This window comes from Thioalkalivibrio sp. AKL19, assembly GCF_000420165.1.
In the GTDB taxonomy this organism is placed as follows: Bacteria; Pseudomonadota; Gammaproteobacteria; order Ectothiorhodospirales; family Ectothiorhodospiraceae; genus Thioalkalivibrio.
Genome location: NZ_ATUK01000010.1, coordinates 1 through 21401, shown reverse-complemented (window position 1 = coordinate 21401; position 21401 = coordinate 1). Strand labels below are relative to the sequence as shown.

19 protein-coding genes and 1 tRNA gene are annotated in these 21401 nt (G+C 66.4%); 4 read left to right on the top strand and 16 right to left on the bottom strand.

All coding sequences use genetic code 11. The annotated features are described in order from the left end of the window. Positions 1-12: 12 nt before the first annotated feature. On the top strand, positions 13-657 hold the full coding sequence (locus F817_RS0102055) for a sulfite oxidase heme-binding subunit YedZ (RefSeq protein ID WP_024326084.1): 645 nt from the start codon (positions 13-15) through the stop codon (positions 655-657). Positions 658-895: 238 nt separating this feature from the next. On the opposite strand, the gene argF is transcribed toward F817_RS0102055, so the two are convergent. The 3 genes from argF to F817_RS0102040 form a co-directional block, all read right to left on the bottom strand. Further along, entirely contained in the window at positions 896-1825 is a 930-nt protein-coding gene (gene argF, locus F817_RS0102050; RefSeq protein ID WP_024326083.1) for an ornithine carbamoyltransferase, read from the bottom strand. After that, entirely contained in the window at positions 1822-3018 is a 1197-nt protein-coding gene (locus F817_RS0102045) for an acetylornithine transaminase (protein WP_024326082.1), read from the bottom strand. Before F817_RS0102045 ends, argF begins: the two co-directional genes overlap by 4 nt. A 102-nt stretch (positions 3019-3120) precedes the next feature. Further along, positions 3121-3702, bottom strand: coding sequence for a superoxide dismutase (locus F817_RS0102040; RefSeq protein ID WP_024326081.1), 582 nt, complete (start codon positions 3700-3702; stop codon positions 3121-3123). A gap of 162 nt (positions 3703-3864) precedes the next feature. On the opposite strand from F817_RS0102040, the gene F817_RS0102035 reads away from it, so the two are divergent. Together F817_RS0102035 and F817_RS0102030 are read left to right on the top strand one after the other, a co-directional pair. Further along, entirely contained in the window at positions 3865-5373 is a 1509-nt protein-coding gene (locus F817_RS0102035; protein ID WP_024326080.1) for a DASS family sodium-coupled anion symporter, read from the top strand. Positions 5374-5548: 175 nt separating this feature from the next. Then, positions 5549-7459, top strand: a complete 1911-nt coding sequence (locus tag F817_RS0102030) for a methyl-accepting chemotaxis protein (RefSeq protein WP_024326079.1) — start codon at positions 5549-5551, stop codon at positions 7457-7459. A 419-nt stretch (positions 7460-7878) separates the two neighbouring features. Here the strand turns inward: F817_RS0102030 and F817_RS0102025 are convergent, their stop codons facing one another. The 12 genes from F817_RS0102025 to F817_RS0101975 all read right to left on the bottom strand — a co-directional run bounded on the left by F817_RS0102025 (position 7879) and on the right by F817_RS0101975 (position 20608). Next, the gene (locus F817_RS0102025) at positions 7879-8706 is read right to left on the bottom strand and encodes an amidohydrolase family protein (RefSeq protein WP_024326078.1); all 828 of its coding nucleotides are present in this window, start codon (positions 8704-8706) and stop codon (positions 7879-7881) included. A gap of 28 nt (positions 8707-8734) precedes the next feature. Next, positions 8735-9169, bottom strand: coding sequence for a glutathione S-transferase N-terminal domain-containing protein (locus tag F817_RS0102020; RefSeq protein WP_024326077.1), 435 nt, complete (start codon positions 9167-9169; stop codon positions 8735-8737). Further along, positions 9157-9441 (bottom strand): hypothetical protein, encoded by a 285-nt coding sequence (locus F817_RS14490; protein ID WP_155988428.1) that lies wholly within the window; start codon positions 9439-9441, stop codon positions 9157-9159. Before F817_RS14490 ends, F817_RS0102020 begins: the two co-directional genes overlap by 13 nt. Positions 9442-9612: 171 nt before the next feature. Beyond that, positions 9613-10152, bottom strand: a complete 540-nt coding sequence (locus F817_RS0102015) for a hypothetical protein (protein ID WP_369774200.1) — start codon at positions 10150-10152, stop codon at positions 9613-9615. Between the two features lie 162 nt (positions 10153-10314). After that, the gene (gene phoU, locus F817_RS0102010; RefSeq protein ID WP_024326075.1) at positions 10315-11037 is read right to left on the bottom strand and encodes a phosphate signaling complex protein PhoU; all 723 of its coding nucleotides are present in this window, start codon (positions 11035-11037) and stop codon (positions 10315-10317) included. Positions 11038-11052: 15 nt separating this feature from the next. Beyond that, positions 11053-11883: a phosphate ABC transporter ATP-binding protein PstB gene (gene pstB / locus F817_RS0102005; RefSeq protein WP_024326074.1), complete on the bottom strand. Its 831-nt coding sequence runs from the start codon at positions 11881-11883 to the stop codon at positions 11053-11055. 217 nt (positions 11884-12100) lie between these two features. Continuing rightward, positions 12101-13768 (bottom strand): phosphate ABC transporter permease PstA, encoded by a 1668-nt coding sequence (gene pstA, locus F817_RS0102000; protein WP_024326073.1) that lies wholly within the window; start codon positions 13766-13768, stop codon positions 12101-12103. A 27-nt stretch (positions 13769-13795) separates the two neighbouring features. Further along, on the bottom strand, positions 13796-16066 hold the full coding sequence (locus tag F817_RS0101995) for an ABC transporter permease subunit (protein ID WP_024326072.1): 2271 nt from the start codon (positions 16064-16066) through the stop codon (positions 13796-13798). Between the two features lie 256 nt (positions 16067-16322). Continuing rightward, a complete protein-coding gene (locus F817_RS0101990; protein WP_024326071.1) occupies positions 16323-17288 on the bottom strand; it encodes a PstS family phosphate ABC transporter substrate-binding protein in 966 nt (321 codons plus the stop codon). Between the two features lie 399 nt (positions 17289-17687). Further along, a complete protein-coding gene (gene phoR, locus F817_RS0101985) occupies positions 17688-19010 on the bottom strand; it encodes a phosphate regulon sensor histidine kinase PhoR (RefSeq protein WP_024326070.1) in 1323 nt (440 codons plus the stop codon). Between the two features lie 15 nt (positions 19011-19025). Next, positions 19026-19715, bottom strand: coding sequence for a phosphate regulon transcriptional regulator PhoB (gene phoB / locus F817_RS0101980; protein WP_024326069.1), 690 nt, complete (start codon positions 19713-19715; stop codon positions 19026-19028). 107 nt (positions 19716-19822) lie between these two features. Next, positions 19823-20608: a 3',5'-cyclic-nucleotide phosphodiesterase gene (locus F817_RS0101975; protein WP_024326068.1), complete on the bottom strand. Its 786-nt coding sequence runs from the start codon at positions 20606-20608 to the stop codon at positions 19823-19825. Between the two features lie 250 nt (positions 20609-20858). On the opposite strand from F817_RS0101975, the gene F817_RS0101970 reads away from it, so the two are divergent. Continuing rightward, positions 20859-20934, top strand: a tRNA-Ala gene (locus F817_RS0101970). A gap of 116 nt (positions 20935-21050) precedes the next feature. Here the strand turns inward: F817_RS0101970 and F817_RS0101965 are convergent. Next, on the bottom strand, positions 21051-21401 hold a 351-nt coding region (locus F817_RS0101965), incomplete at its 5' end, for a transposase (RefSeq protein ID WP_196801202.1).

The window sequence follows — 21401 nt, the reverse complement described above, 5'->3', positions numbered from 1 at the left end:
CGGGGTGATGGCATGACCGCCTCAACCCGTCGGGCACGGGCCCGGCCGCCGCGCGGTATCTGGTGGGCGGTGCTGCTGGTTTCGTTGCTCCCGGCCCTCTGGATCGGCCTGCGCACGCTGGGCGGATTCGGCGGGCTGGGCGTGAATCCGATCGAGAAGCTGCTGGAGCTCTCCGGCACGCACGCGATGATCGCGTTACTGGTGGCACTTTCGGTGACGCCGTTGCGGCAGATGAAGGGGCTTGCGTGGATCGTGCGGCTGCGCCGGATGCTGGGGCTGGTCGCGTTTGGCTACGTCACCGCACACGCCCTGATCTGGCTGGGGGTGGACCTGTTCTTCGACTGGGAGCTGGTCCTCTACGACCTGACCGAACGCCCGTTCGTGATGGTGGGCTTTGCCGCCTGGCTGATCCTGCTGGCGCTGGCGGTCACCTCCACCGACGGCGCCCAGCGCTGGCTGAGGAAGAAGTGGGTCTGGCTGCACCGCGGCGTGTATCTGGCCGGCATGCTGGCAGTACTGCACTTCCTGTGGCTGGCCCGGGCCGACTACGCCGAGGTCGCCCTGTACGCGGCCATCCTCGCCTTCCTGCTCGGCTGGCGCATCGTCTACCGCTGGCGAACCCGCCGCCGCTTCCACGCCCGCCGCGCCACTGCCTGAGTCCGAACGCTGTAAAGCCAACCACGAAGCGATTCAAGGGCGAAAAGCAGTAACAGGAAGGTTGGAAGACGCGAAGGCTTTTGCAGTGGGGCGCCGGGCATAGGGTGGACGATGGCGGCCGCCCCGATGTCCTGGAGTATTTCCCGACTCCAATCAATAAATCTTCCTGACTTCGCGGCTTCCTGTTAACCGCTATTGATCTGGTCCTTCTTCGTGTCTTCGTGGTGAATAACCGCCCTTACGACGTGCGCTGGCCGGCGTTGAGCGTGATGAGGAATTCCAGCAGGGCCTTCTGGGCGTGCAGGCGGTTCTCGGCCTCGTCCCAGACGACGCTTTGCGGGCCTTCCAGGACGTCGGTGGAGACCTCTTCCTCGCGGTGCGCCGGCAGGCAGTGCATGAACAGGGCGTCGTCGTTGGCAAGCCGCATCAGGCCGGCATCGACGAAAAAGCCGGAGAAGGCCTGGCGCCGGGCGCTCTTTTCCTGTTCCTGGCCCATGCTGGCCCAGACGTCGGTGACGACCAGATCCGCGCCTTCGGCGGCGGCACGGGCATCGCGGGTCAGCTCGAAGTGCTCGCGCGTGGTCTCGACCACGCTGGGTTCCGGGTCGTAGCCTTCGGGGCAGGCGGCGACCAGCTGGAAGTCCAGCAGGCGGGCGGCGTACATGTAGCTGTGGCACATGTTGTTGCCGTCGCCGATCCAGGCTACGCGCTTGCCGCGGATGTCACCGCGGTGTTCGAAGTAGGTCTGCAGGTCGGCGAGCAGCTGGGCCGGGTGTTCCAGATCCGTCAGGCCGTTGATCACCGGAACCGAGGCGTGCTTGGCGAACAGCTCGATCTTCTCGTGCTCGTAGGTGCGGATCATCACGCAGTCGACCATGCGCGAGAGCACGCGGGCGGTATCCTCGATCGGCTCGCCCCGACCGAGCTGGGTGTCGCGCGGGGACAGGAACAGTGCGTTGCCGCCCAACTGCTGCATGCCCACCTCGAACGACACGCGGGTGCGGGTGGAGGACTTCTCGAAGATCATGCCCAGCGTCTTGCCGCGCAGCAGGTCGTCGTGGTGCTCGCCCGCCTTCAGCTGCTGCTTGAGCTCGATGGCGCGCTGCAGCAGGGCCCGGGTTTCGTCGCCGGAGAGATCCAGGAACGAGAGGTAGTGGCGTGGAGTCATGCGGAGACCTCGTTGGCTTGGGGGGATGCGAGGAAGGCATCTACCAGGTCGGCTACGGTGGTGGCGATCTGTTCCACCTGGTCGTCGTCGATGATCAGCGGCGGCAACAGGCGGATCACCCGGTCCGCGGTGACGTTCAGGATCAGGCCGCGCTCCAGGGCCGCCATCACCAACTCGCCGGCCGGGCGGTCCAGCTCGACGCCGATCATCAGGCCGCGGCCGCGCACGGCGACGACGCCCGGGTGATCGCTCAGGCGGTCGCGCAGGCGACCCAGCAGAAATTCGCCCTGGCGGGCGGCCTGTTCGCACAGGGCCTCGTCCTGCATGACGTCGAGCACGGCCAGGGCCGCCCGGCATACCAGCGGGTTGCCGCCGAAGGTGGTGCCGTGCATGCCCGGACTGAACAGCTCGCGCGCCGCTCCGGCGACCAGGTTGGCCCCGATGGGGATCCCGTTGCCCAGGCCCTTGGCCAGGCTGATCACGTCCGGGGTGATGCCCTCGTGCTGGAAGGCGAACCAGTAGCCCGTGCGGCCGATGCCGGCCTGGATCTCGTCCAGCATCAGCAGCCAGCCGTTCTGGTCGGCCAGCTCGCGCAGGCGTCGCAGGTAGCCGGGGGGTGGTACGTGGATACCGCCCTCGCCGGTGACCGGCTCCACCAGGATCGCGACGACGTCGGGATCGGCCGCCAGGGCTTCCACCGCTTCCGCGTCGCCGTGCGGCACGTGCACGAAGCCGGACACCAGCGGCTCGAAGCCGGCTCGGACCTTTGCGTTTCCGGTGGCCGAGAGCGTGGCCATGGTGCGGCCATGAAAGCTGCCCTCCATCACTACGATTTTCGGCTCGGCAATGCCGCGGGCGCGGCCGTGCAGGCGGGCCAGCTTGATCGCCGCCTCGTTGGCCTCGGCGCCGGAGTTGCAGAAGAACGCGCGGTCCATGCCCGCCAGCTTGCACAGACGCCGCGCCAGCTGTTCCTGCAGCGGGATGCGGTAGAGGTTGGAGGTGTGCACCAGGGTACTGGCCTGGTCACAGACGGCCTGGGCCACCTTGGGGTGGGCGTGGCCGAGGCCGCACACGGCAATGCCGGACAGGGCGTCCAGATAGCGCTTGCCGTCGGTATCCCACAGCCAGGCGCCTTCGCCGCGCTCGAAGGCAACGGGCAGGCGCTTGTAGGTGTTCTGCAGGGCATCGTTCATGGGGTTCTCCGAAACCAAAGAGCCGGCGGAGGACCGCCGGCTCGATGAAAGGCGCGGCCGCGTCATGCGGCCAAAGGCGCCTAGTCTAGTCCGCCTGGGACTTTACTTCATCTGCTGGGCCACAAAGTCCCAGTTGACCACGGCCCAGAAGTTCTCGAGGTACTTCGGCCGCGCGTTGCGGTAGTCGATGTAGTAGGCGTGTTCCCAGACATCGCAGGTCAGCAGCGGGGTCTTGCCGTCGCGCAGCGGATTGGCGGCGTTGGAGGTGTTCACGATCTCCACCGAGCCGTCATCGTTCTGCACCAGCCAGGTCCACCCGGAGCCGAAGTTGCCGACCGCGGATTCGTTGAACTTCTCCTTGAAGGCGTCGAACGAACCGAAGGCGCTGTTGATGGCATCGGCCAGCTTGCCGGAGGGCTCGCCGCCGGCGTTCGGGGCCATGCAGTTGAAGTAGAAGGTGTGGTTCCAGACCTGGGCGCCGTTGTTGAAGATGCCGCCGGCCGGGGCCTTCCGGATGATGTCTTCCAGCGAGGCGTTTTCGAACTCGGAACCCGGCAGCAGGCCGTTCAGCTTGGTCACGTAGGTCGCGTGGTGCTTGTCGTGATGGTATTCCAGCGTCTCGGCGGAGATGTGCGGCTCCAGTGCGTTCTTGGCATAGGGCAGATCGGGCAGTTCGTAGGCCATGAAAGACTCCTTGGACAGTGTCGTGAGAAACTGCAGCGGCGGCGCGCCCGGGGCGGGTTCGCCGCATAACGCGTCAACGATAGTCACGTTGCCCGGGTGATGCAATTCCCGATGATGCGGGTTGGTCTTGACCGGGCTGTGTCGAGCTGAGTAAAGAGGCCCATGGCGGATACCGACGACACGGAAAGGCAACGCGAGGCGGATGCGGCAAAGGCGGGTCCGGTCAACTGGCGCGGGCGCATCGGTCTGTTGCTGGGTCCGGCGATCTTTGTGTTCTTCCTGCTGTTTCCGGTGCCGGCCGGGTTTGATCCGGCGGCGTGGCACGTGTTGGGCCTGACGTTGTTCATGGCCACCTGGTGGATCAGCGAGGCCTTGCCGTTGCCGGTGACGGCGCTGCTGCCGATTGCCATCCTGCCGCTGCTCGGCATCGTCTCGATGGACGAGGCGACCGCTCCGTACGCGAACCCGATCATTTTCCTGTTCATGGGCGGCTTTGCCATCGCCCTGGCCGTGCAGCGCTGGGACCTGCATCGGCGCATGGCACTGGCGATCGTGGCGCGCGCCGGGAATCGCCTGCACATCCTGGTGGGGGCCTTCATGCTGGCCACGGCCGGACTGTCCATGTGGGTCAGCAATACCGCGACCGCGGCGCTGATGCTGCCCATTGCGCTGTCCGTGCTGGGCCTGATCGAACGCGGCGCGTTCGGGCAGGGCCCGGGGATGACGGCGGAGGCGCGCCGGCCCGCGCTGGCCCTGCTGCTGGGCATTGCCTTTGCGGCGAACATCGGCGGCATGGCCACCATCATCGGGTCCCCGCCGAACGCCCTGACCGCGGCCTATCTGGGGGATCGTCACGGCATGGAGATCGGCTTTCTGGAGTGGATGACCCTCGGGCTGCCACTCGCGGCGACGTTGCTGGTCCTCGCCTGGTGGTTGCTGACCCGCTGGGTATTTCCGGTGCACCGGGTGGAACTGAGTGGCCTGCGCGCGCTGCTGGACGAGCAGCGCGCGACCGTGGGGCGCTGGTCGCGGGCGGAGAAGCGGGTGGCCGCGGTATTCCTGCTGGTGGCGCTGGCCTGGCTGACCCGGCCGCTGCTGGAGGACTGGTTGCCGGTGACGCTCACCGATGCCGGCATCGCGATACTGGGGGCGGGGCTCTTGTTCCTGATCCCGTCGGGTTCGGCCGAACAGGGGCGACTGCTGGCCTGGGACAATACCCGCGAGCTGCCCTGGGGCGTGTTGCTGCTGGTCGGGGGGGGGCTCAGCCTGGGCGCGGCCATCGAATCCAGTGGGCTGGCGGAACTGGCGGCGGATGCCCTGGTGGTCGCGCAGGCCTGGCCGTTGATCCTGGTCATGGCCGGAGTGGCGCTATTGACCATGACGCTGAGCCACGTGACCAGCAACACGGCCACGGCCGCGACGCTGTTGCCGCTGGTCACCGCGTTTGCCATGCGCATGGATGTACCGGTCCTGATGCTGGCGCTGCCGGTGGCCTTCGCGGCCTCGGTGGCCTTCATGCTGCCGGTGGCCACGCCGCCCAATGCGATCGTGTTCGCGAGCAACCGCCTCCGGGTACTGGACATGGTGCGGGGCGGGGCGTTGCTCTCGGTGGTGGCGCTCGTCCTGGTCAGCCTCGTGGTGTACGTCTTCGCCGAGGCCTTGTTGCTGTAGGGATACCCGGGCGCGCGATGCCAATGGCCCGTCGCCGTGTTGTCCCCTGCGATCTTGTGGGGAAGGCAATCCCTGGGGGCTCAAGTTTTAGGATTCGCCGCCGCTAGGAGAGGCGAACGGCCTGATTTTCGATTGTGATGCCGGCACTGACCGGCGCAGGGAAGGACACGCAGACATGTTTGACAATATCCGGATTGGCGTACGGCTTATGGTGGGCATCATCGGCGTGGTGGTCCTCGCCGTGGTGCTGACCCTGGTCGTGGTGATGAATGCCCTGGGCACGATGGCGGATCGGGCGGAGGCGCGCGAACTGAACGATCTGGCCGGGCAGTTGCTGGACCGGCTGGACCAGGAAGCGGCGCGGGCCACGGCGATGGCCGAGACCGTCGCCCGTATTCCCGATGTCCAGGAGGCGCTGGCCACGGGCGATCGCGAACGCCTCTCCGCGCTGACCGTGCCCAGTTTCGAGTCACTGAGCACCGATTACGGCGTGCGCCAGTACCAGTTCCATACGCCGCCGGCGACCTCCTTCCTGCGGGTACATCGCCCGGACCGTTTCGATGACGACCTGTCCGGTTTTCGCCAGACGGTCGTCGACACCAACAGTAACCAGGCACCGATCTCGGGCCTGGAAGAGGGCGTGGCGGGGCTCGGTATCCGCGGGGTGGTCCCGATTGCCTTTGAGGGCGAGCATGTCGGCTCGGTCGAGTTCGGCCTGTCGTTTGGCGACCCCTTCTTCGAGCAGTTCACCGAGGAACTGGGCGCACCGGTCGCGCTGTACCTGCGCGATGACGGTCGGTTCAGCCGTTTCGGCGGGACGATCGAGGGTGAAGCGACCTTCAGCGCTGCCGAGATGCGCCAGGTGCTCGATGGCGAACACCTGGTTCGCAATGTGACCTACCAGGGCACGCCGGTGGCGGTGATCGCCCGGCCGGTCCGGGATTTCTCCGGTGATGCCGTGGGCGTGCTGGAACTGATGGTCGATCGCAGCGCCTATGTCGGCATGACCCGCAATGCCACGGGTACGGTCGTGATGGTGGGCGTGATCGCCGTGGTCCTGGGCGCACTGCTGGCCTGGTTCCTGACGCGCAGCATCGTGCGTCCGCTGCGTCAGACCGTGGCCCGCCTGGATGACATTGCCAGCGGCGAGGGTGACCTGACGCGCCAGCTGGAGGTTTCCGGCCGGAATGAGCTGGGCGACCTGTCGCTGGCCTTCAACCGCTTTGTCGAGAAGATCCGTGTCCTGATCCAGCAGGTGGCGGCCGGTTCCGACCAGGTGGCGGCGGCGGCCAACGAGTTGTCCGCGACCAGCGAGGAAACCAACGAGCAGGTGCGCCGCCAGAAGGCCGAGACCGACCAGGTGGCCACCGCGATGAACGAGATGACGGCCACGGTCCAGGAAGTCGCGCGCAACGCGGCGGATGCGGCGGCGGCCGCCCAGACCACGGATCAGGACGCGAATGCCGGCCAGCAGGTGGTGCAGAAGACCGTCACCGCGATCAATGGGCTCTCCTCGCAGGTCGACGGCGCCGCGGAAGTGGTCAGCCGCCTGTCGCAGGATGCCGAGGAGATCAACAAGGTCCTCGAGGTGATTGGCGACATCGCCGATCAGACCAACCTGCTGGCGCTGAACGCGGCCATCGAGGCCGCCCGTGCCGGCGAGCAGGGCCGTGGCTTCGCCGTCGTGGCGGACGAGGTGCGGACGCTGGCCAGCCGTACCCAGGACTCCACCCACGAGATCCAGCAGATGATCGAGCGGGTTCAAAGCGGCACGCGCGAGGCGGTGCAGGCCATGGAGGACGGGCGCACCAAGGCGCACGAGAGTGTCGAGCAGGTGAATCTGGCCGGAGAGTCGCTGAACGCGATCACCCAGTCGGTGACCCGCATCAGCGACATGAACACGCAGATCGCCAGCGCCGCGGAAGAGCAGTCCACCGTGGCCGAGGAGATCAACCGCAACGTGGCCAATATCACCGAGGTGCTGGACCAGACCGCGTCCGGTTCCGAGCAGATCCGCAACGCGTCCGAGGAGCTGTCCAAGCTCGCCTCCGAACAGCAGCAGCGCGTGGGTCAGTTCAAGGTCTGATCACCATCAGATGCCCGGAGCCGAGCCCGCCATCCCTCTTTGGGGTGGCGGGCTTTTTCATGCGTGTGGGGTTGAAAGGCTTGGTTCACCACGAAGTGCACGAAAGCACAAAGAAGGGATGGGTCAAGGGCGAAAACCGGTCTACAGGAAGAGGGGGAGATTGGGAGGGATCTTGGTCGGGTAGTGGATCGGGCACGGTCTGACGGGGAGTGCTGGTGCTCGAGCGGACGCGGGCGGGGGCTTCCCGGGCGAGCCCGCTCCCACAGGGGGCTCGGCCGGCGGGCTGGACGGATCACGGCGTCGGCCAGGCCCCGGGCGGTTTTAGCCGATTCATCCTTCAAACCTTCTGGCCTTCCTGTGAATCGCCCTTGACCTGGCCCTTCTGTGTGCTTTCGTGGGCTTCGTGGTGAATAAGGCCCTTACTGAGCGGGAAAGAGCCGTTCGCCGTTTTCGAAGGCGATGGCGCGCGCGACGTCCTCGGGAAGCTGGGCCAGCCACGCGCGGGTCTCGTCCTTCAGGCGGGTGTACTGGGCCCAGCGCGTGGCAGTGAAGGTGTCCACGCCGATCATGAAGCGGTCGGGGTGGGTCAGGAACAGCTCGAACCAGTCGTCGTCGATCTGCCCCTCGGGGTTGATGCGCGGGTTGCGCATGGACAGGTCCATGTTCATCCGGGGGTGGCGCTCGAGGTAATCCTGCACCAGGGGCGGGTAGGCATAGCTGCCGGCGTGGGCCCAGAGGATGCGCACCTCGGGGTGAGTGGCGTAGGCATGATCGATCACGGCAGGGTCGCCGTGGATCATGATGGTCAAATCGCGGGCGACGGCCAGATCCAGCAACTGTTCAAGGCCGGGCCCGAAGCGGTCGTCCGCGAGGATGTGGAACTCGCCCAGCCCGTGCCATTTCACTTCGGAGTCATCGAGCATGCGGGCGATGCGTTCGCCGAGGTCCTCGACGTGCATCCAGTCCATCTTCTTGCCCAGACGCTGCGAGACCTCCAGGAACGGGACGATACGGGTGTCGGTACCGGCCTTCAGGCGGCGGATGAGATTGTCCTCGGGGGACATGACGATGGCGCCGCGGACCTCGTTGGAGGCCAGGGTGCGGGCCACGTCGCTGATGCCGAAGTGCTCGGCAACGGCCGGGCGGTAGTGCAGGTGGGCATCGAAGATCCGCGGCTCGGCGCTGGCGGCCGCGAAAGGCAGGGCCAGCACCAGTGCAAGCAGGGAACGACGGACGGGATGCTGCATGGTCGGGCCCTCCACGAGCCGGTCCGCGTCAGGAGCGCGGCGGGGCGTCGGTCGCTGGTGTCTGCCCGGCCTGTTCCGGGTCGAAGCGGTCGCGCAGGTAGCGGATGATCGCGTCGGATTCGTACAGCCAGCGCACCGATCCGTCGTCTTCCTCGATGCGCAGGCAGGGCACCTGCAGGCGCCCGCCATCGTTCTGCAGCTCCTCGCGCCAGGGCCCGGCGGCTTGGGCATTGCGCAGTTCGATGTCCAGCGACAGGCGCTGCATCGCGCGCCGGGCCTTGATGCAGAACGGGCAGGCGGGGAAGTGGTAAAGCGCCAGCGCGCGGGTTTGTTCGTCGACCCGGGCCTGTTCGGCCGGGTCGCGCTCGATGCCGCGCGGGCGCGAGACGCGTTCCCCGATCAGCATGAACGGGGTGAGGATCAGGCGCACGCCGCGGAAGAAGGTTCGGATCAGGAATCGCATGCCGAAAGGATGCCACAGGAGGCCGACGCCGTTACAGCATCCTGGTAACCCGCGGCGTTAGTCATGCCGGGGTCAAGGGCGTTTTTCACCACGAAGCGCACGAAGGCACGACGAAAGGCCAGGTCAAAGGCGAAAAAGCCCGCTACAGGAAGAAGGGAAGATGGGAAGAGCGAGAGGGGCATGGATTCGGACTCGAAATACCGGGCACCAGCCGGGGTGGCTGGCGTGAAGGTGAGTGCTCGAGCCAACGCGGGCAGGGGCTTCGCGGGCAAGCCCGCTCCCACAGGGTGGCTTTGCCCGCGCGTTGGACGGATGGCGGCTTCGGCCGGGTCCCGGGCGATCAATCCATCGTGTCTTTCAGTCTTCCTGTTAACCGCCCTTGACCTGGCCTTTCTTCGTGCCTGCGTGTGCTTCGTGGTGAAAATGGCCTCTCGGCTGATTGGTCAGGGGGTGCCGAAGTCGAACTCCCACGGGTCTTCCTCCGGCGCGTCGAGCAGGGAGGGGCGCAGGCGGATGATCTCGAAGCCGAGTTCGCGGTAGTCGTCGAGGCGGTCCGGGGCGAGGTCGGCGACGTCGACGAATTCGGCAAAGGCGTCGGCCTCGATGCTACGCCAGTCCGCAAAGGTGCCGCAGACGGACACATCGACCCCTTCGTCGCGCACCAGCGACTCGACCTCGGCGTGCAGGCCGGGATGCTGCCCGGCCTCGCCGCGCGTCAGGGTGAACTGTTCCGCCCCGTGGGCGACGATGGCCACCGGGAAATACGGGTCGTGTTCGCGCAAGTGGGCGATGTTGGCGCGAATCTCCGGAAGGAGGGCGGATAAAGCCGCCCGGTCGTTTTCGATGATCTCGAAGACCACGCCTTCCGGCGGTTGGTCCCGCTGCAGGAGCTCGACAACGGCCGGCGAGGGTTCACCGGCTGGTGCCGACTGCGGGGCGCCTGAGGGGGCTGCATGCGCCAGGGTGGCCGTGACGAACGGAATGAAAAGCCCTCCGGCCAGCCAGGCGAGGAGGGGGCGTGACACACTGGAAGGGCCGCCTTTCCGCATAGCCCCATTCAAGCGGGGATTGGCGGACATGGCAAACGGCCGCGCAGGTGGCGGTGGATCCCCGTCTGGCGATGCGCGCGGTGGCTCCGACCGGGTTCAGTGACGGTCGCCGGTGGCCTCCTCGGCCATCTGTTCGTAGCTGGTGTGGCGCACGTCCTTGCCCTTGACGAAGTAGACGACGTATTCGCAGATGTTGCGCGCGCGATCGCCGATACGCTCCAGGGAGCGGGTGGCCCAGATGATGTCCATCAGGCGCGGTACGGAGTCCGGCGAGGCGGTCATCTGCTTCATCAGCTTCTGGGTGATGGTCTCGTACAGGCTGTCGATCTGGATATCCAGCTGGGCCACGCGCACGGCCTGATCGACATCCATGCGGGCAAAGGCGTCCAGCGCACCTCGGGTCATCTCGCGGGCGTGTTCGCCCATGCTCGCGATGTCCGCCATCGGGGCGCTGTTGCGGTCCGCGTCCAGCAGGTGCAGGCCCATGCGGCCGACCCGTTCGGCCTCGTCACCCATGCGTTCGAGGTCGGTGATGGTCTTGATCACGGCGATCACCAGGCGCAGGTCGGAGGCGGTGGGCTGGCGCCGCGCGAGGATGTGGGTGCATTCCTCGTCGATCTCGACCTCCTTGGCGTTGACCTGGTAATCCGAGGTCATCACCTTCTCGGCGAGTTCGACGTCCCCTTCGACCATCGCGTGGATGGCATCGGCGAGTTGCTGCTCGACCAGGCCGCCCATGGCCATCACTTGCTTGATGATGTCTTCCAGTTCGGCGTTGAACTGCTGCGAGATGTGCTGCTTGAAGAAGCTCTTGTCCATCATTCAATGTCTCCCTCAGCCGAAGCGGCCGGTGATGTAGTCCTCGGTCTGCTTTTTCGCGGGCGAGGTGAACAGGGTGTCGGTGTCGGCGTATTCGATCAGCTCGCCCATGTACATGAAGGCGGTGTAGTCGGAGACACGCGCGGCCTGCTGCATGTTGTGGGTGACGATGACCAGCGTGTAGTCCTTCTTCAGCTCGATCATCAACTCCTCGATCTTCAGTGTCGCCAGCGGGTCCAGCGCCGAGCAGGGCTCGTCCAGCAGCAGGACCTCGGGGTCGATCGCGATGGCGCGGGCAATCACCAGGCGCTGCTGCTGGCCGCCGGACAGGCCGAAGGCGTTCTCGTGCAGGCGGTCCTTGACCTCGTCCCACAGCGCGGCGCGTTTGAGCGACTTTTCCACCACCTCGTCCAGCTTGCGGCGGTTCTTCACGCCCTGCAGACGCAGGCCGTAGGCCACGTTCTCGTAGATCGACTTGGGGAACGGGTTCGGCTTCTGGAAGACCATACCCACACGGCGGCGCAGCTCGGGGATATCCACGTTCTTGTCGTAGATGTCCTCGCCGTCCAGACGGATGGTGCCCTCGATGCGGGCGGCGTCGATCAGATCGTTCATGCGGTTGAAGCAGCGCAGGAACGTGGACTTGCCGCACCCGGACGGTCCGATGAACGCGGTGATGCGGTTCTTCGGGATGCGGATGTCGATCCCCTTGAGCGCCTGGTCCTCGCCGTAAAAGAGCTTGAGGTCCTCCGCGGTGAGGCAGATGTCCTCGCGGTCGAGGCTCAGGCCGCGCGGTGCCTGATTGTTCTGGGCCACGTTGACGGCGTGGGTCTGGGTGTCACTCATTTCGGGTACTCCATGGGGAATGGGGTTCGGCGCATCCCGTCATTGCGAGGGTACGGAAAAGCAACGTCATCGCGAGGCGCGCAGCGCCGTGGCGATCTCCGTGGGTGGCCCGGGCGCCGGGCCCGACGGACGTCCGGGGTTGCGTCGCGAGGTTGCCGCGACTCCTGCGGGGCATCGCAATGACGTTGCGTGTGAGAAACGTTCTGCATGTCGTGTCTCAGTCGCTGTCGGCGCGGTATTTCTCGCGCAGGTGGTTGCGGATGGAGATCGCGGTGAGGTTGAGCACGATGATCAGCAGCACCAGGACCAGCGCGGTGGCGTAGACCAGCGGGCGGCCGGCCTCGACATTCGGGCTTTTGAAGCCGACGTCGTAGATGTGATAGCCGAGATGCATGAACGCGCGGTCGAGGTGCAGGTAGGGGAAGTTCCCGTCCATCGGCAGGTTGGGGGCCAGCTTGACCACGCCCACCAGCATGAGCGGGGCCACCTCGCCGGCCGCGCGCGCCACGGCCAGGATCAGGCCGGTCATCATCGCGGGGGCGGACAGCGGCACGATCAACCGCCATAGCGTCTCGGCCTTGGTGGCGCCCAGGGCCAGCGAGCCGTGCCGGATGCTGCTGCCAATGCGGGTCAGGCCTTCCTCGGTGGAGACGATCACCACCGGCAGCGTCAGCAATGCCAGGGTCAGCGAGGCCCAGATGATCGCCGGCGAGCCGAAGGTCGGCGAGGGCAGGGCATCCTGGAAGAAGATCTGGTCGATATTGCCGCCGATCAGGTAGACGAAGAAGCCGAGCCCGAATACGCCGAACACGATCGACGGCACCCCGGCCAGGTTGTTCACCGAGATGCGGATGGTGCGCACCAGCGGCCCCTGTTTGGCGTACTCGCGCAGATAGATGGCCGCGAGCACGCCGAACGGGGTTACCACGATGGACATCAGCAGCACCATGAGCACGGTGCCGAAGATGGCCGGCAGGATCCCCCCCTCGGTGTTGGCCTCGCGCGGGAAGCCGGTCATGAAGTCCCAGAAGGTGACCACGTAGTGGCCGAGCTTCTGCGGGATGCTCATGTCGTTCGGCCACCAGGCATTTACCACCTGGGACAGGTCGATGCTGGAGCGCCGGCCGTCCGCGGTCTGCAGGGTGAGCGCGTAACGCCCGACTTCCTCACGCAGGCGGTTGCGCTCGGCCTCGAGCTCGCGGTAGTCCGCGTCCAGTGCCTCGCGCTCTTGCTGGAGCTCTTCGTGGCGCTGGGCGCGCGCTTCCTCGGACAGGGTCTCGTCCCGTTCAAGGCCGCGCTCGGCCAGGCGTACCTGTTCCAGGGCGAAATTCACCCGGCCAATCTCGACCCGTTCGATGCGCTCGATCTGCTGGACCAGGGAGCGGGTTTCGGGGATGCGCTGTTCGAAGGCCGCGCGCGCCTCGGCCCCCTCGGCGACGACTTCGCCGTCGATCCGGAACTCGCGGATGTAGCCGTAGAAATTGCCCCATTGCAGGCGTTCGAGCACCACGGCGTCGCGGGGGCGCTCCCACTCCGACATGAAGTCCTCGACATACCAGCGGAAGTCGCGCGAGTCGACATCGCGGTTGCCGCGCTTGACCAGGTGCCGGACCACGATCTCCTGACCTTCGGGGACATCGAAGCCCGATTCGCGCATGGCCTGGGCGGTCATCGTCTCGGAGCGCGACAACTCGCCCATCACGCGCGCCGGCTCGGCCTCCTGGCTGGTCCGGTACTCGAATTCGATGACATCCGAGGGCCAGAAGAACGACAGCCCGTTGACCGCAATCATCAGGATCAGCCCGAAGACCATCGTCAGGGACACCGCCACGGCGCCCGCGTTGAGCCAGATCCAGGGGGTGCCCGTTTTGAACCATTTATTCATCGGATCGGAGCCTGTCGTCGATGCGGTTTAGAGGGAGCTGTACTTGTTGCGCAGGCGCTGGCGCACGATCTCGGCGACCGTGTTCACCAGGAACGTCAGCGCGAACAGCACCAGGGCGGCGAGGAACAGAATGCGGTAGTGCGTGCCGCCTACCGCGGTTTCGGGCATTTCCACCGCGATGTTGGCGGAGAGCGTGCGCATGCCCTCGAAGATGTTGAAATTGACCACCGGCGAGTTCCCGGTCGCCATCAGCACGATCATGGTCTCGCCGACGGCGCGCCCGAAGCCGATCATGACGGCCGAGAAGATGCCGGGGCTGGCAGTCAGCAGGACCACCCGTACCACCGTCTGCCACGGGGTGGCCCCCAGCGCCAGCGAGCCCTGGGTCAGGTGCTTGGGCACGTTGAATACGGCGTCCTCGGAGATCGAGTAGATGGTCGGGATCACCGCGAAGCCCATCGCGATGCCGATTACCAGGGCGTTGCGCTGGTCGTAGGTGTAGCCGGCGTCGGTCAGCCACTGGCGGGCGTCGCCGTTGAACAGCCAGACCTCGATCAACGGGCTCATCGACGCGGAGAACCAGCCCACCAGGATCACCACCGGGATCAGCACCGCGGCCTCCCAGCCGGCGGGGATCACGCGGCGCACGCCGTCCGGCAGCAGGCGGGTCCAGACGAAGGCGACGACCAGCATCATTACCGGCATCAGGACCAGGATGCTGGCGACTGCGGGCAGGTTGGACTCGATGTAGGGGGCCAGCCAGAGCCCGGCTAGGAAGCCCAGGATGACGGTCGGCAGGGCCTCCATCAGCTCGATGCTGGGCTTGGTCAGGCTGCGCATGCGGCTGGACATGAAGTAGGCGCTGTAGATCGCCCCCATGATCGCCAGCGGGGTGGCGAACAGCATGGCGTAGAACGCGGCCTTCACCGTGCCGAGGGTCAGCGGCACCAGGGAGAACTTGGGCTCGAATTCGTCGGTGGCGGAGGACGACTGCCAGACGTAATCACCCTCGGATCGGCCCTCGTACCAGACCTTCTGCCACAGGACGTGGAGGGAGACCTCCGGGTGGGGATTCGAGAGCCGGTGCAGGGTCCAGGTCTCGTCGGTGTCGATCGCGACCAGCAGGCGGTTGCGCGGGTCCATGTAGACCCGGTGCAGGGGCGTATCGCCGACCTGGTGCTGGACCAGTGTGCGCTGAGAAGTGGGGTAGTGCACGGCCAGGGCGCCGCTGGCGTCGGCGGTGGCGAAGCCCTTGCGGATGTACTCCGGCTGGATGTTGGTCACCGCGGCGGCGTGGCGGGGGAACTCGCGCACGCGGGTGATGCGGTTCACGTTGTCGTCGTCGCGCACCAGCATGTATTGCGCGACGGAGCCGTCCGAGCCGCCGACGATCACCGATACGGTTCCGAGCAGATACTCCAGCGAGGTGACCTCGGCATCCTCGCCGTGGATCACGCGCTGGGTGTCGACTCGCTGGGCGTTTCGCGGGTTGGAGATGTCGTAGAAATGCAGCCGCCCCTGGTTGTCGCCCACCAGCATGTTGCGGCCGGTGATGTCCAGCAGGATGCGCGATGCCGTCGCCCCATCCGGCAGGGACGGGAGGTCATGCGCCGAGCGGCGCACTTCGACCTCGCCGGTCATCATCGAGGTCCGTTCCTCGAAGTTCACCAGGCGCAACCGGCCGTCGGCCGTGGCCGCTGCGACGCGGACGCCGCTGGAGCCGCGCTGGATGCCGACGACCTCGATGGGCTGGCCGTCGCCATCCACATCCAGCAGGGACGAGCTCTCGTCCCCCAGTGGGTAGACCAGGCCGGGATCGTAGGCGCGGCCTTCGGGGGTGAAGCGTTCGTTGTATTCGTACTCGATGGCGAGGACCTGACCGTTGTTCAGTCCGATCGCGACCAGTCGGGTGCGCGGTTCGGCGGCGGTGAAGCTGGTGACCCGGGCGTCCTCGGGGATCGGCAGGGTCTGCTCCTCCACGATGTCGCCGCTGTCCGGGCGGAAGAAGATCGCCCGACGGTCTTCGGTCAGGCGCACGGCCAGCTCCCGGTGCCGGTTCACGGCCAGGTGGATGGTCCCGGTGTCGGCGCCGCCGGGCGCGTTGTACTGCGTGCGTTCCTCGATCTCCGCACCCAGGAACATGGGCAGCGTCTCGCTCAGGAGGTAGACGAACATCAGGGTCAGCGCGCCGACGACCGCCACGCCAAAAAAGCCGATCAGGTAGCGCGCCGAGGTGTCCTTGGCCCGGCGCCAGCGCTGGAAGCGGCCAAGGGTGGAGATCGCGTGGAGTCCGGACATTCGGGGTCCCCCGGGGGGTCGACAGGCGGAAGGCTTGAGATGGCCCGCATGCTACGGGCGCTTCGTGACAGAACCGTTACAGCCGTGTGACGGCTGTTTGAACGCCCCCCTGTTGGGATGGCTGCACAAAAAAGGCCCGGACAGAGTCCGGGCCTTCTGGTCCTGGCCGAGGCCGATAATCCTCGCGAGGACTGCCTTGGGGGCGAAGCCCTGCCAGAGCTCGATGCGGGCAGGGGCGTTCGCCTGCAGGCAGGGTCTACAGGCCGAGGGCCTCGCGCTGGCGCTGGGCGACGGTCTCGGGCAGCGGGACGAACCCGTCACGCACGACCACCTCCTGGCCTTCCTTCGACAGCACCATCTTCAGGAACTCGGCCTGACGCGGGGCGAGTCCGTCTTCCGGGTGCTTGTTGACCGCAACGTAAAGGAAGCGGGACAGCGGGTAGTCACCCGAGGCGGCGTTCTCCCCGGTCGGTTCGAAGTATTCGCCTTCGTTTTCGCCCAGGGGAACAGTGCGCACGCCGGAAGTCAGGTAGCCGATGCCGGAGTAGCCGATGCCGTTGAGGGACTCGGCGACACCCTGGACCACCGAGGCGGACCCGGGCTGTTCGTTCACGGCGTTCTTGAAGTCGCCGTCGCACAGGGCGTGCTGGCGGAAGTAGCCGTAGGTTCCGGAGACCGCGTTACGCCCGTAGATGGTGATGTCGCGGTTGACCCAGGAGCCTTCCAGGCCGAGCTGGCCCCAGCGGGTAATGTCGTCGGCACCACCGCAGCGCCGGGTGGAGGAGAACACGGCATCCACGTCCTGGATGGTCATCCCCTCGACCGGGTTGTCCCGGTTGACGTAGACCGCGATGGAGTCGATCGCCACGGGGACCAGGGTCATCTCGTAGCCGTGGCGTTCCTCGAAGGACGCCTGCTCGCTGTCGCGGGGCATGCGGGACATCGGGCCGAAATCGGCGGTGCCCTCGGTCAGGGCGGGCGGGGCGGTGGACGTGCCGGCGCCCTGGATCTGGATGTTCACGTTCGGGTAGAAGTCCTGGAACTCCTCGGCCCACAGCGCCATCAGGTTGTTCAGGGTGTCCGAGCCTTCGCTGGACAGGTTGCCGGAGATCCCGCTGACGGTCTGGTAGGCCGGCAGGTTGGGGTCCACGTCGGCCATCGCCGGGGTGATGGCGAGGGCGGCGGCCGCGGCTGCGGCAAGAATTGTGCGCTTGAACAGCATGGGTGTACTCCCTGGTGCTTGCTTTGAGGTTTGTTCGTAGCCGATCGGTCGGTCCTTGATGCGGGATTATCCGGAGCCGTGCTTGCAGTTGCGTGACGGCCACATGACAGCGGTGTGACATCTGGCGGGCCACGCCCATCGTGCTGTAACGGTGGGTGGAGATTCGGCCGGACCGGAGGCTCTGGCGCCTTGCTCGCCCGGGAGATTGCTTCCCTGCGCTCGCAATGACGCGGGTCCAGACAGGTCATTGCGAGGAGCGAAGCGACGCGGCAATCGGCTGGATTTGCCCGGGCGTTCGGGGATCTGGCGAACGATGGTTTGCGGTGCCGGCCCTTCAAGCCGCCCATTGGGCCGTTCTACTCGTGTCGCGGTTTGGTGCGCCGGGCCCGTGCGATGACACTAGCTGGGCAGGGCGGTGGCTTCCTGCTTACGGATGCGGGACAACGGGAACAGGCAGGTGAAGCGGCTGCCCTGGCCAACCTGGCTCTCGATGGCGAGGTGGCCTTCGTGGCGGGCGAGGACATGTTTGACGATGGCCAGCCCCAGGCCTGTCCCGCCGCGTGACTGGGTGCGTCCGGCATCCACGCGATAGAAACGTTCGGTCAGGCGCCCCAGGTGATGGCTGGCGATGCCCGGCCCGGTGTCCTCGACGATCAGGCGTGCGCCGTCGTCGTCCGCGCGCCAGCGCAGGGTGATGGTGGTCCCGCCGGGGGTGTATTTCACGGCATTGAACAGCAGGTTGGCGCAGGCCGAGCGCAGCTCGTCCGGGTTGCCCTGGAACTCCAGGTCGGGGTCGGCCTCGAGCACGATCTCGTGCCCCTCCGACCCGGACAGGACCCGCGCCTCGTCCGCCAGCTTCCGGAGCAGCGGAAACGGGTTGAACCAGTCCTGCGGGCCGGTGGTTTCGCCGGTCTCCAGGCGCGAGAGCAGCAGCAGATCGTCCACCAGCAGTTTCATGCGTTCGGACTGTTCGCGCAGCATCTGCACCGAGCGCGCCAGTTCGGGCTGGTTCTCGAGTTCATCCTCGAGCGTCTCGGTAACCCCATAGAGCACGGTGAGGGGTGTGCGCAGCTCGTGCGAGACGTTGGCGATGAAGTCGCGACGCATGACTTCCAGGCGATGCAGGTGGGTGGTGTCGCGCGCCAGCAGGAGGTACTGCGCATCGCCGTAGGGCAGCATGCGCATCTCCAGCTGGCGTTCGTCATCCAGTGGCGAGGGGACTGTGACGCGGGCCAGGGATTCGCGAGCGCGCTCCATGAAGGTCAGGAATTCCGGGTGGCGCAGCAGGTGGGTGATGCGCTGGCCCTCGTCGCGCGGCCAGTGGAGACCCAGGAGCTGGCAGGCCATGTCGTTGAGCCACTCGATGCGCAGGTCGTCGTTCAGCACGACCACGGCATCCGGCATGGCCTTGGCGGAGTCGCGGTAGCGCTCGAGCAGCTGGCGCAGGCGGTGCACACGGTTCTCGTGGCGTTTGCGGCGGCGGTAGAGGTGGTCGAAGATTACCCCCCACAGGCCGCGCACGTCGGGCGGTTCGGCACGCCCGCCGCGGCGCAGCCAGGTCTCCAGCCACAGCAGGTTGGCAATGTTCCACGCCAGCGCCGCGCCCAGCAGAAAGGCCACCGTGGGCCAGAACTGGCCGGTGGCCCAGCCCAGCGCCAGGATGGGTAGCGCGATCAGCAGGCTGGTGATGAGGATGTCGGGCCAGGTCTTGCGGGGCTGCACGGGGACCGCCGAGCGTCAGGGAGTTGGCGAGAAACGGTACCCCGAACCGCGCACGGTTTGCACCAGATGGTCATGGCCGGAGTCGGCCAGCGCCTTGCGCAGGCGGCGGATGTGCACGTCCACCGTGCGTTCTTCCACGTACACGTTGGTGCCCCAGACCTTGTCCAGCAGCTGTTCGCGGCTGAATACGCGGTCCTGATGGGTCATGAAGAAGTGCAGCAGGTTGTACTCGGTCGGGCCCATGCTGATGGCCTCGCCGTTACCGGTAATGCGATGTGAGACCGGGTCCAGGCGCAGCCCCTCGATCTCGATGGGTTCCTCGCTGGTGGTCGGGGAGGTACGGCGCAGCACGGCCTTCATGCGCGCGACCAGCTCGCGAGGCGAGAACGGCTTGGTCACGTAGTCGTCGGCGCCTACGTCCAGGCCGCGCACCCGGTCTTCTTCCTCGCCCCGCGCGGTCAGCATGATCAGCGGGATGTCCTTGGTGACGGGGCTGGCCTTGAGGGTGCGCGCCCAGTCGATGCCACTGATGTCGGGCAGCATCCAGTCGAGCAGGATCAGGTCCGGCGGGTCTTCCAGCAGCAGGGATTTCGCGCTGCGCACGTCGCCGGCCTCGCGGACCTCGTAGCCCGCCTTCTGGAATGGCAGCTGCAGCATCTCGCGGATTGCCGCGTCATCCTCCACCAGCAGAATTCGAGTGGCCATGGCGCTGTCTCGTGATTGCCTGGTCGGCATTAGATAACAGCCATGTTACAGCCGTGTGAACGCGGGTAACGGCCGCACGCGCGGAACAGCCAGGGGCCCCGGCCTGGTTATGAATGCGCGCCGAGTTCGAAGCGCTCGTCCCCGTGCAGGAAGATCATGCCGTCATGGTGGGGCGAGCGAGCCAGTTGCTGGCGGATGGCCTGCTCATGGCCGGGCTTGAGGTGGGTGATGGCGATGCGCGGGCGGTGTTCCAGCAGGGCAAGGTCCTCGCCCAGATGCTGCGGCGTGTAGTGCTTGGCCAGGTCGGCCATGCCCTCCATCTCGTCCGGGAGGCCGGTCTCGATCATCAGCAGGTCGAGATGGGGCAGGGCGTTGAGGGCTGGCCAGAGTTGATGCGATGAGGTGGTATCGCCGCTGAAGGCGAAGGCCGCGCCGTCGTGGTTGGTCACGCTGTAGCCGACCGCCGGCACGGTATGCCGGGCCGGCAGCACGTGGATCTCGCGATGGTTGGCGGCGATGGTCTGACCGGGCTGGAGCGATTCCAGCCGGATCAGGGGCTGGTCAGGACGGGGCAGCCGCGTGAAGTCCGGCCAGATCACCCAGTTGAACACGTGGTCGCAAAGCGCCTTGAGTGTGGCCGGCAGACCATGCACCTGGATGGGCGGGGCATTCGGGCTGTAGACCATGTCCGCCAGCATGGGCAGGAAGGCGATATGGTCCAGATGGGAATGGGTGAGGAACACGTGCCGGATGCGGCGTAGTTCATCCAGGCTCAGGTCGCCCACGCCACTGCCGGCATCGATCAGGATGTCGTCGTCGATGAGGATGGACGTGGTGCGCCGGCCCGGGCCGATGCCGCCACTGGCGCCCAGGATGCGAACGGACAAGCTCATGCCGGGGAGTATATCGACCCCGCGGCGGGTCGTCCCGTCGCGTGCCGGGCGGACCGGGGGACGGGGCCGGTCGCCCCGCGGTGCTTGAGGTAGGTGGCGGACATGCCCCAATGCTAGACCGGGTCCAACTCCGGCGTCCGTGACGTGTCGCTCGAAAAAGACAATTCCGCGGGCGAAGCGCTGGCGCCGATCGTCGTGCGGACAGGGCTTCCCGCCGCCCTGCGGAGTTGCTAGAATGCGCGTCCTGTTTGGGGCGGTAGCTCAGCTGGGAGAGCGTCGCGTTCGCAATGCGAAGGTCGGGAGTTCGATCCTCCTCCGCTCCACCAAACACCCCAGAAAATCAGGAAGTTATAGGGAAAAAACGCCATATATACCATCCTGTGTGCCATTCTTAGGAACGGTAGGCCCCGCCGGTAAATTACTGGCGGGGCTTTTTTTTGGTTCATCGAGCATTACCGGGGAAGGCTGCGCGGATTTTGAGGAAGAAGTATTCCTGGTCGCGATAGCCATAGGCCCGACGCTTGATGACCTTGATCGTGTTGTTAATGCCCTCGACGACGCTGGTGTTCAGCCGGTGGCGGCAGCGCGAGACGATGCCGGGCAGGTAGGGCTCCAGCAGGCGTGCGAAGCGCTGCAGGGCCTGGATTCCGCTCTCGTGCGCTTGCTGCACCCATTGCCGCCACGCCTGGTGCGTCCGCTCGGGGCTGCGCTGGAACCACAGTCTCTTGAGTTCGTCGCGTAAGAGGTAGACCGTCAGTAACGCTTGGTTGGCCTGCAGCAGCTCGTCCAGGTG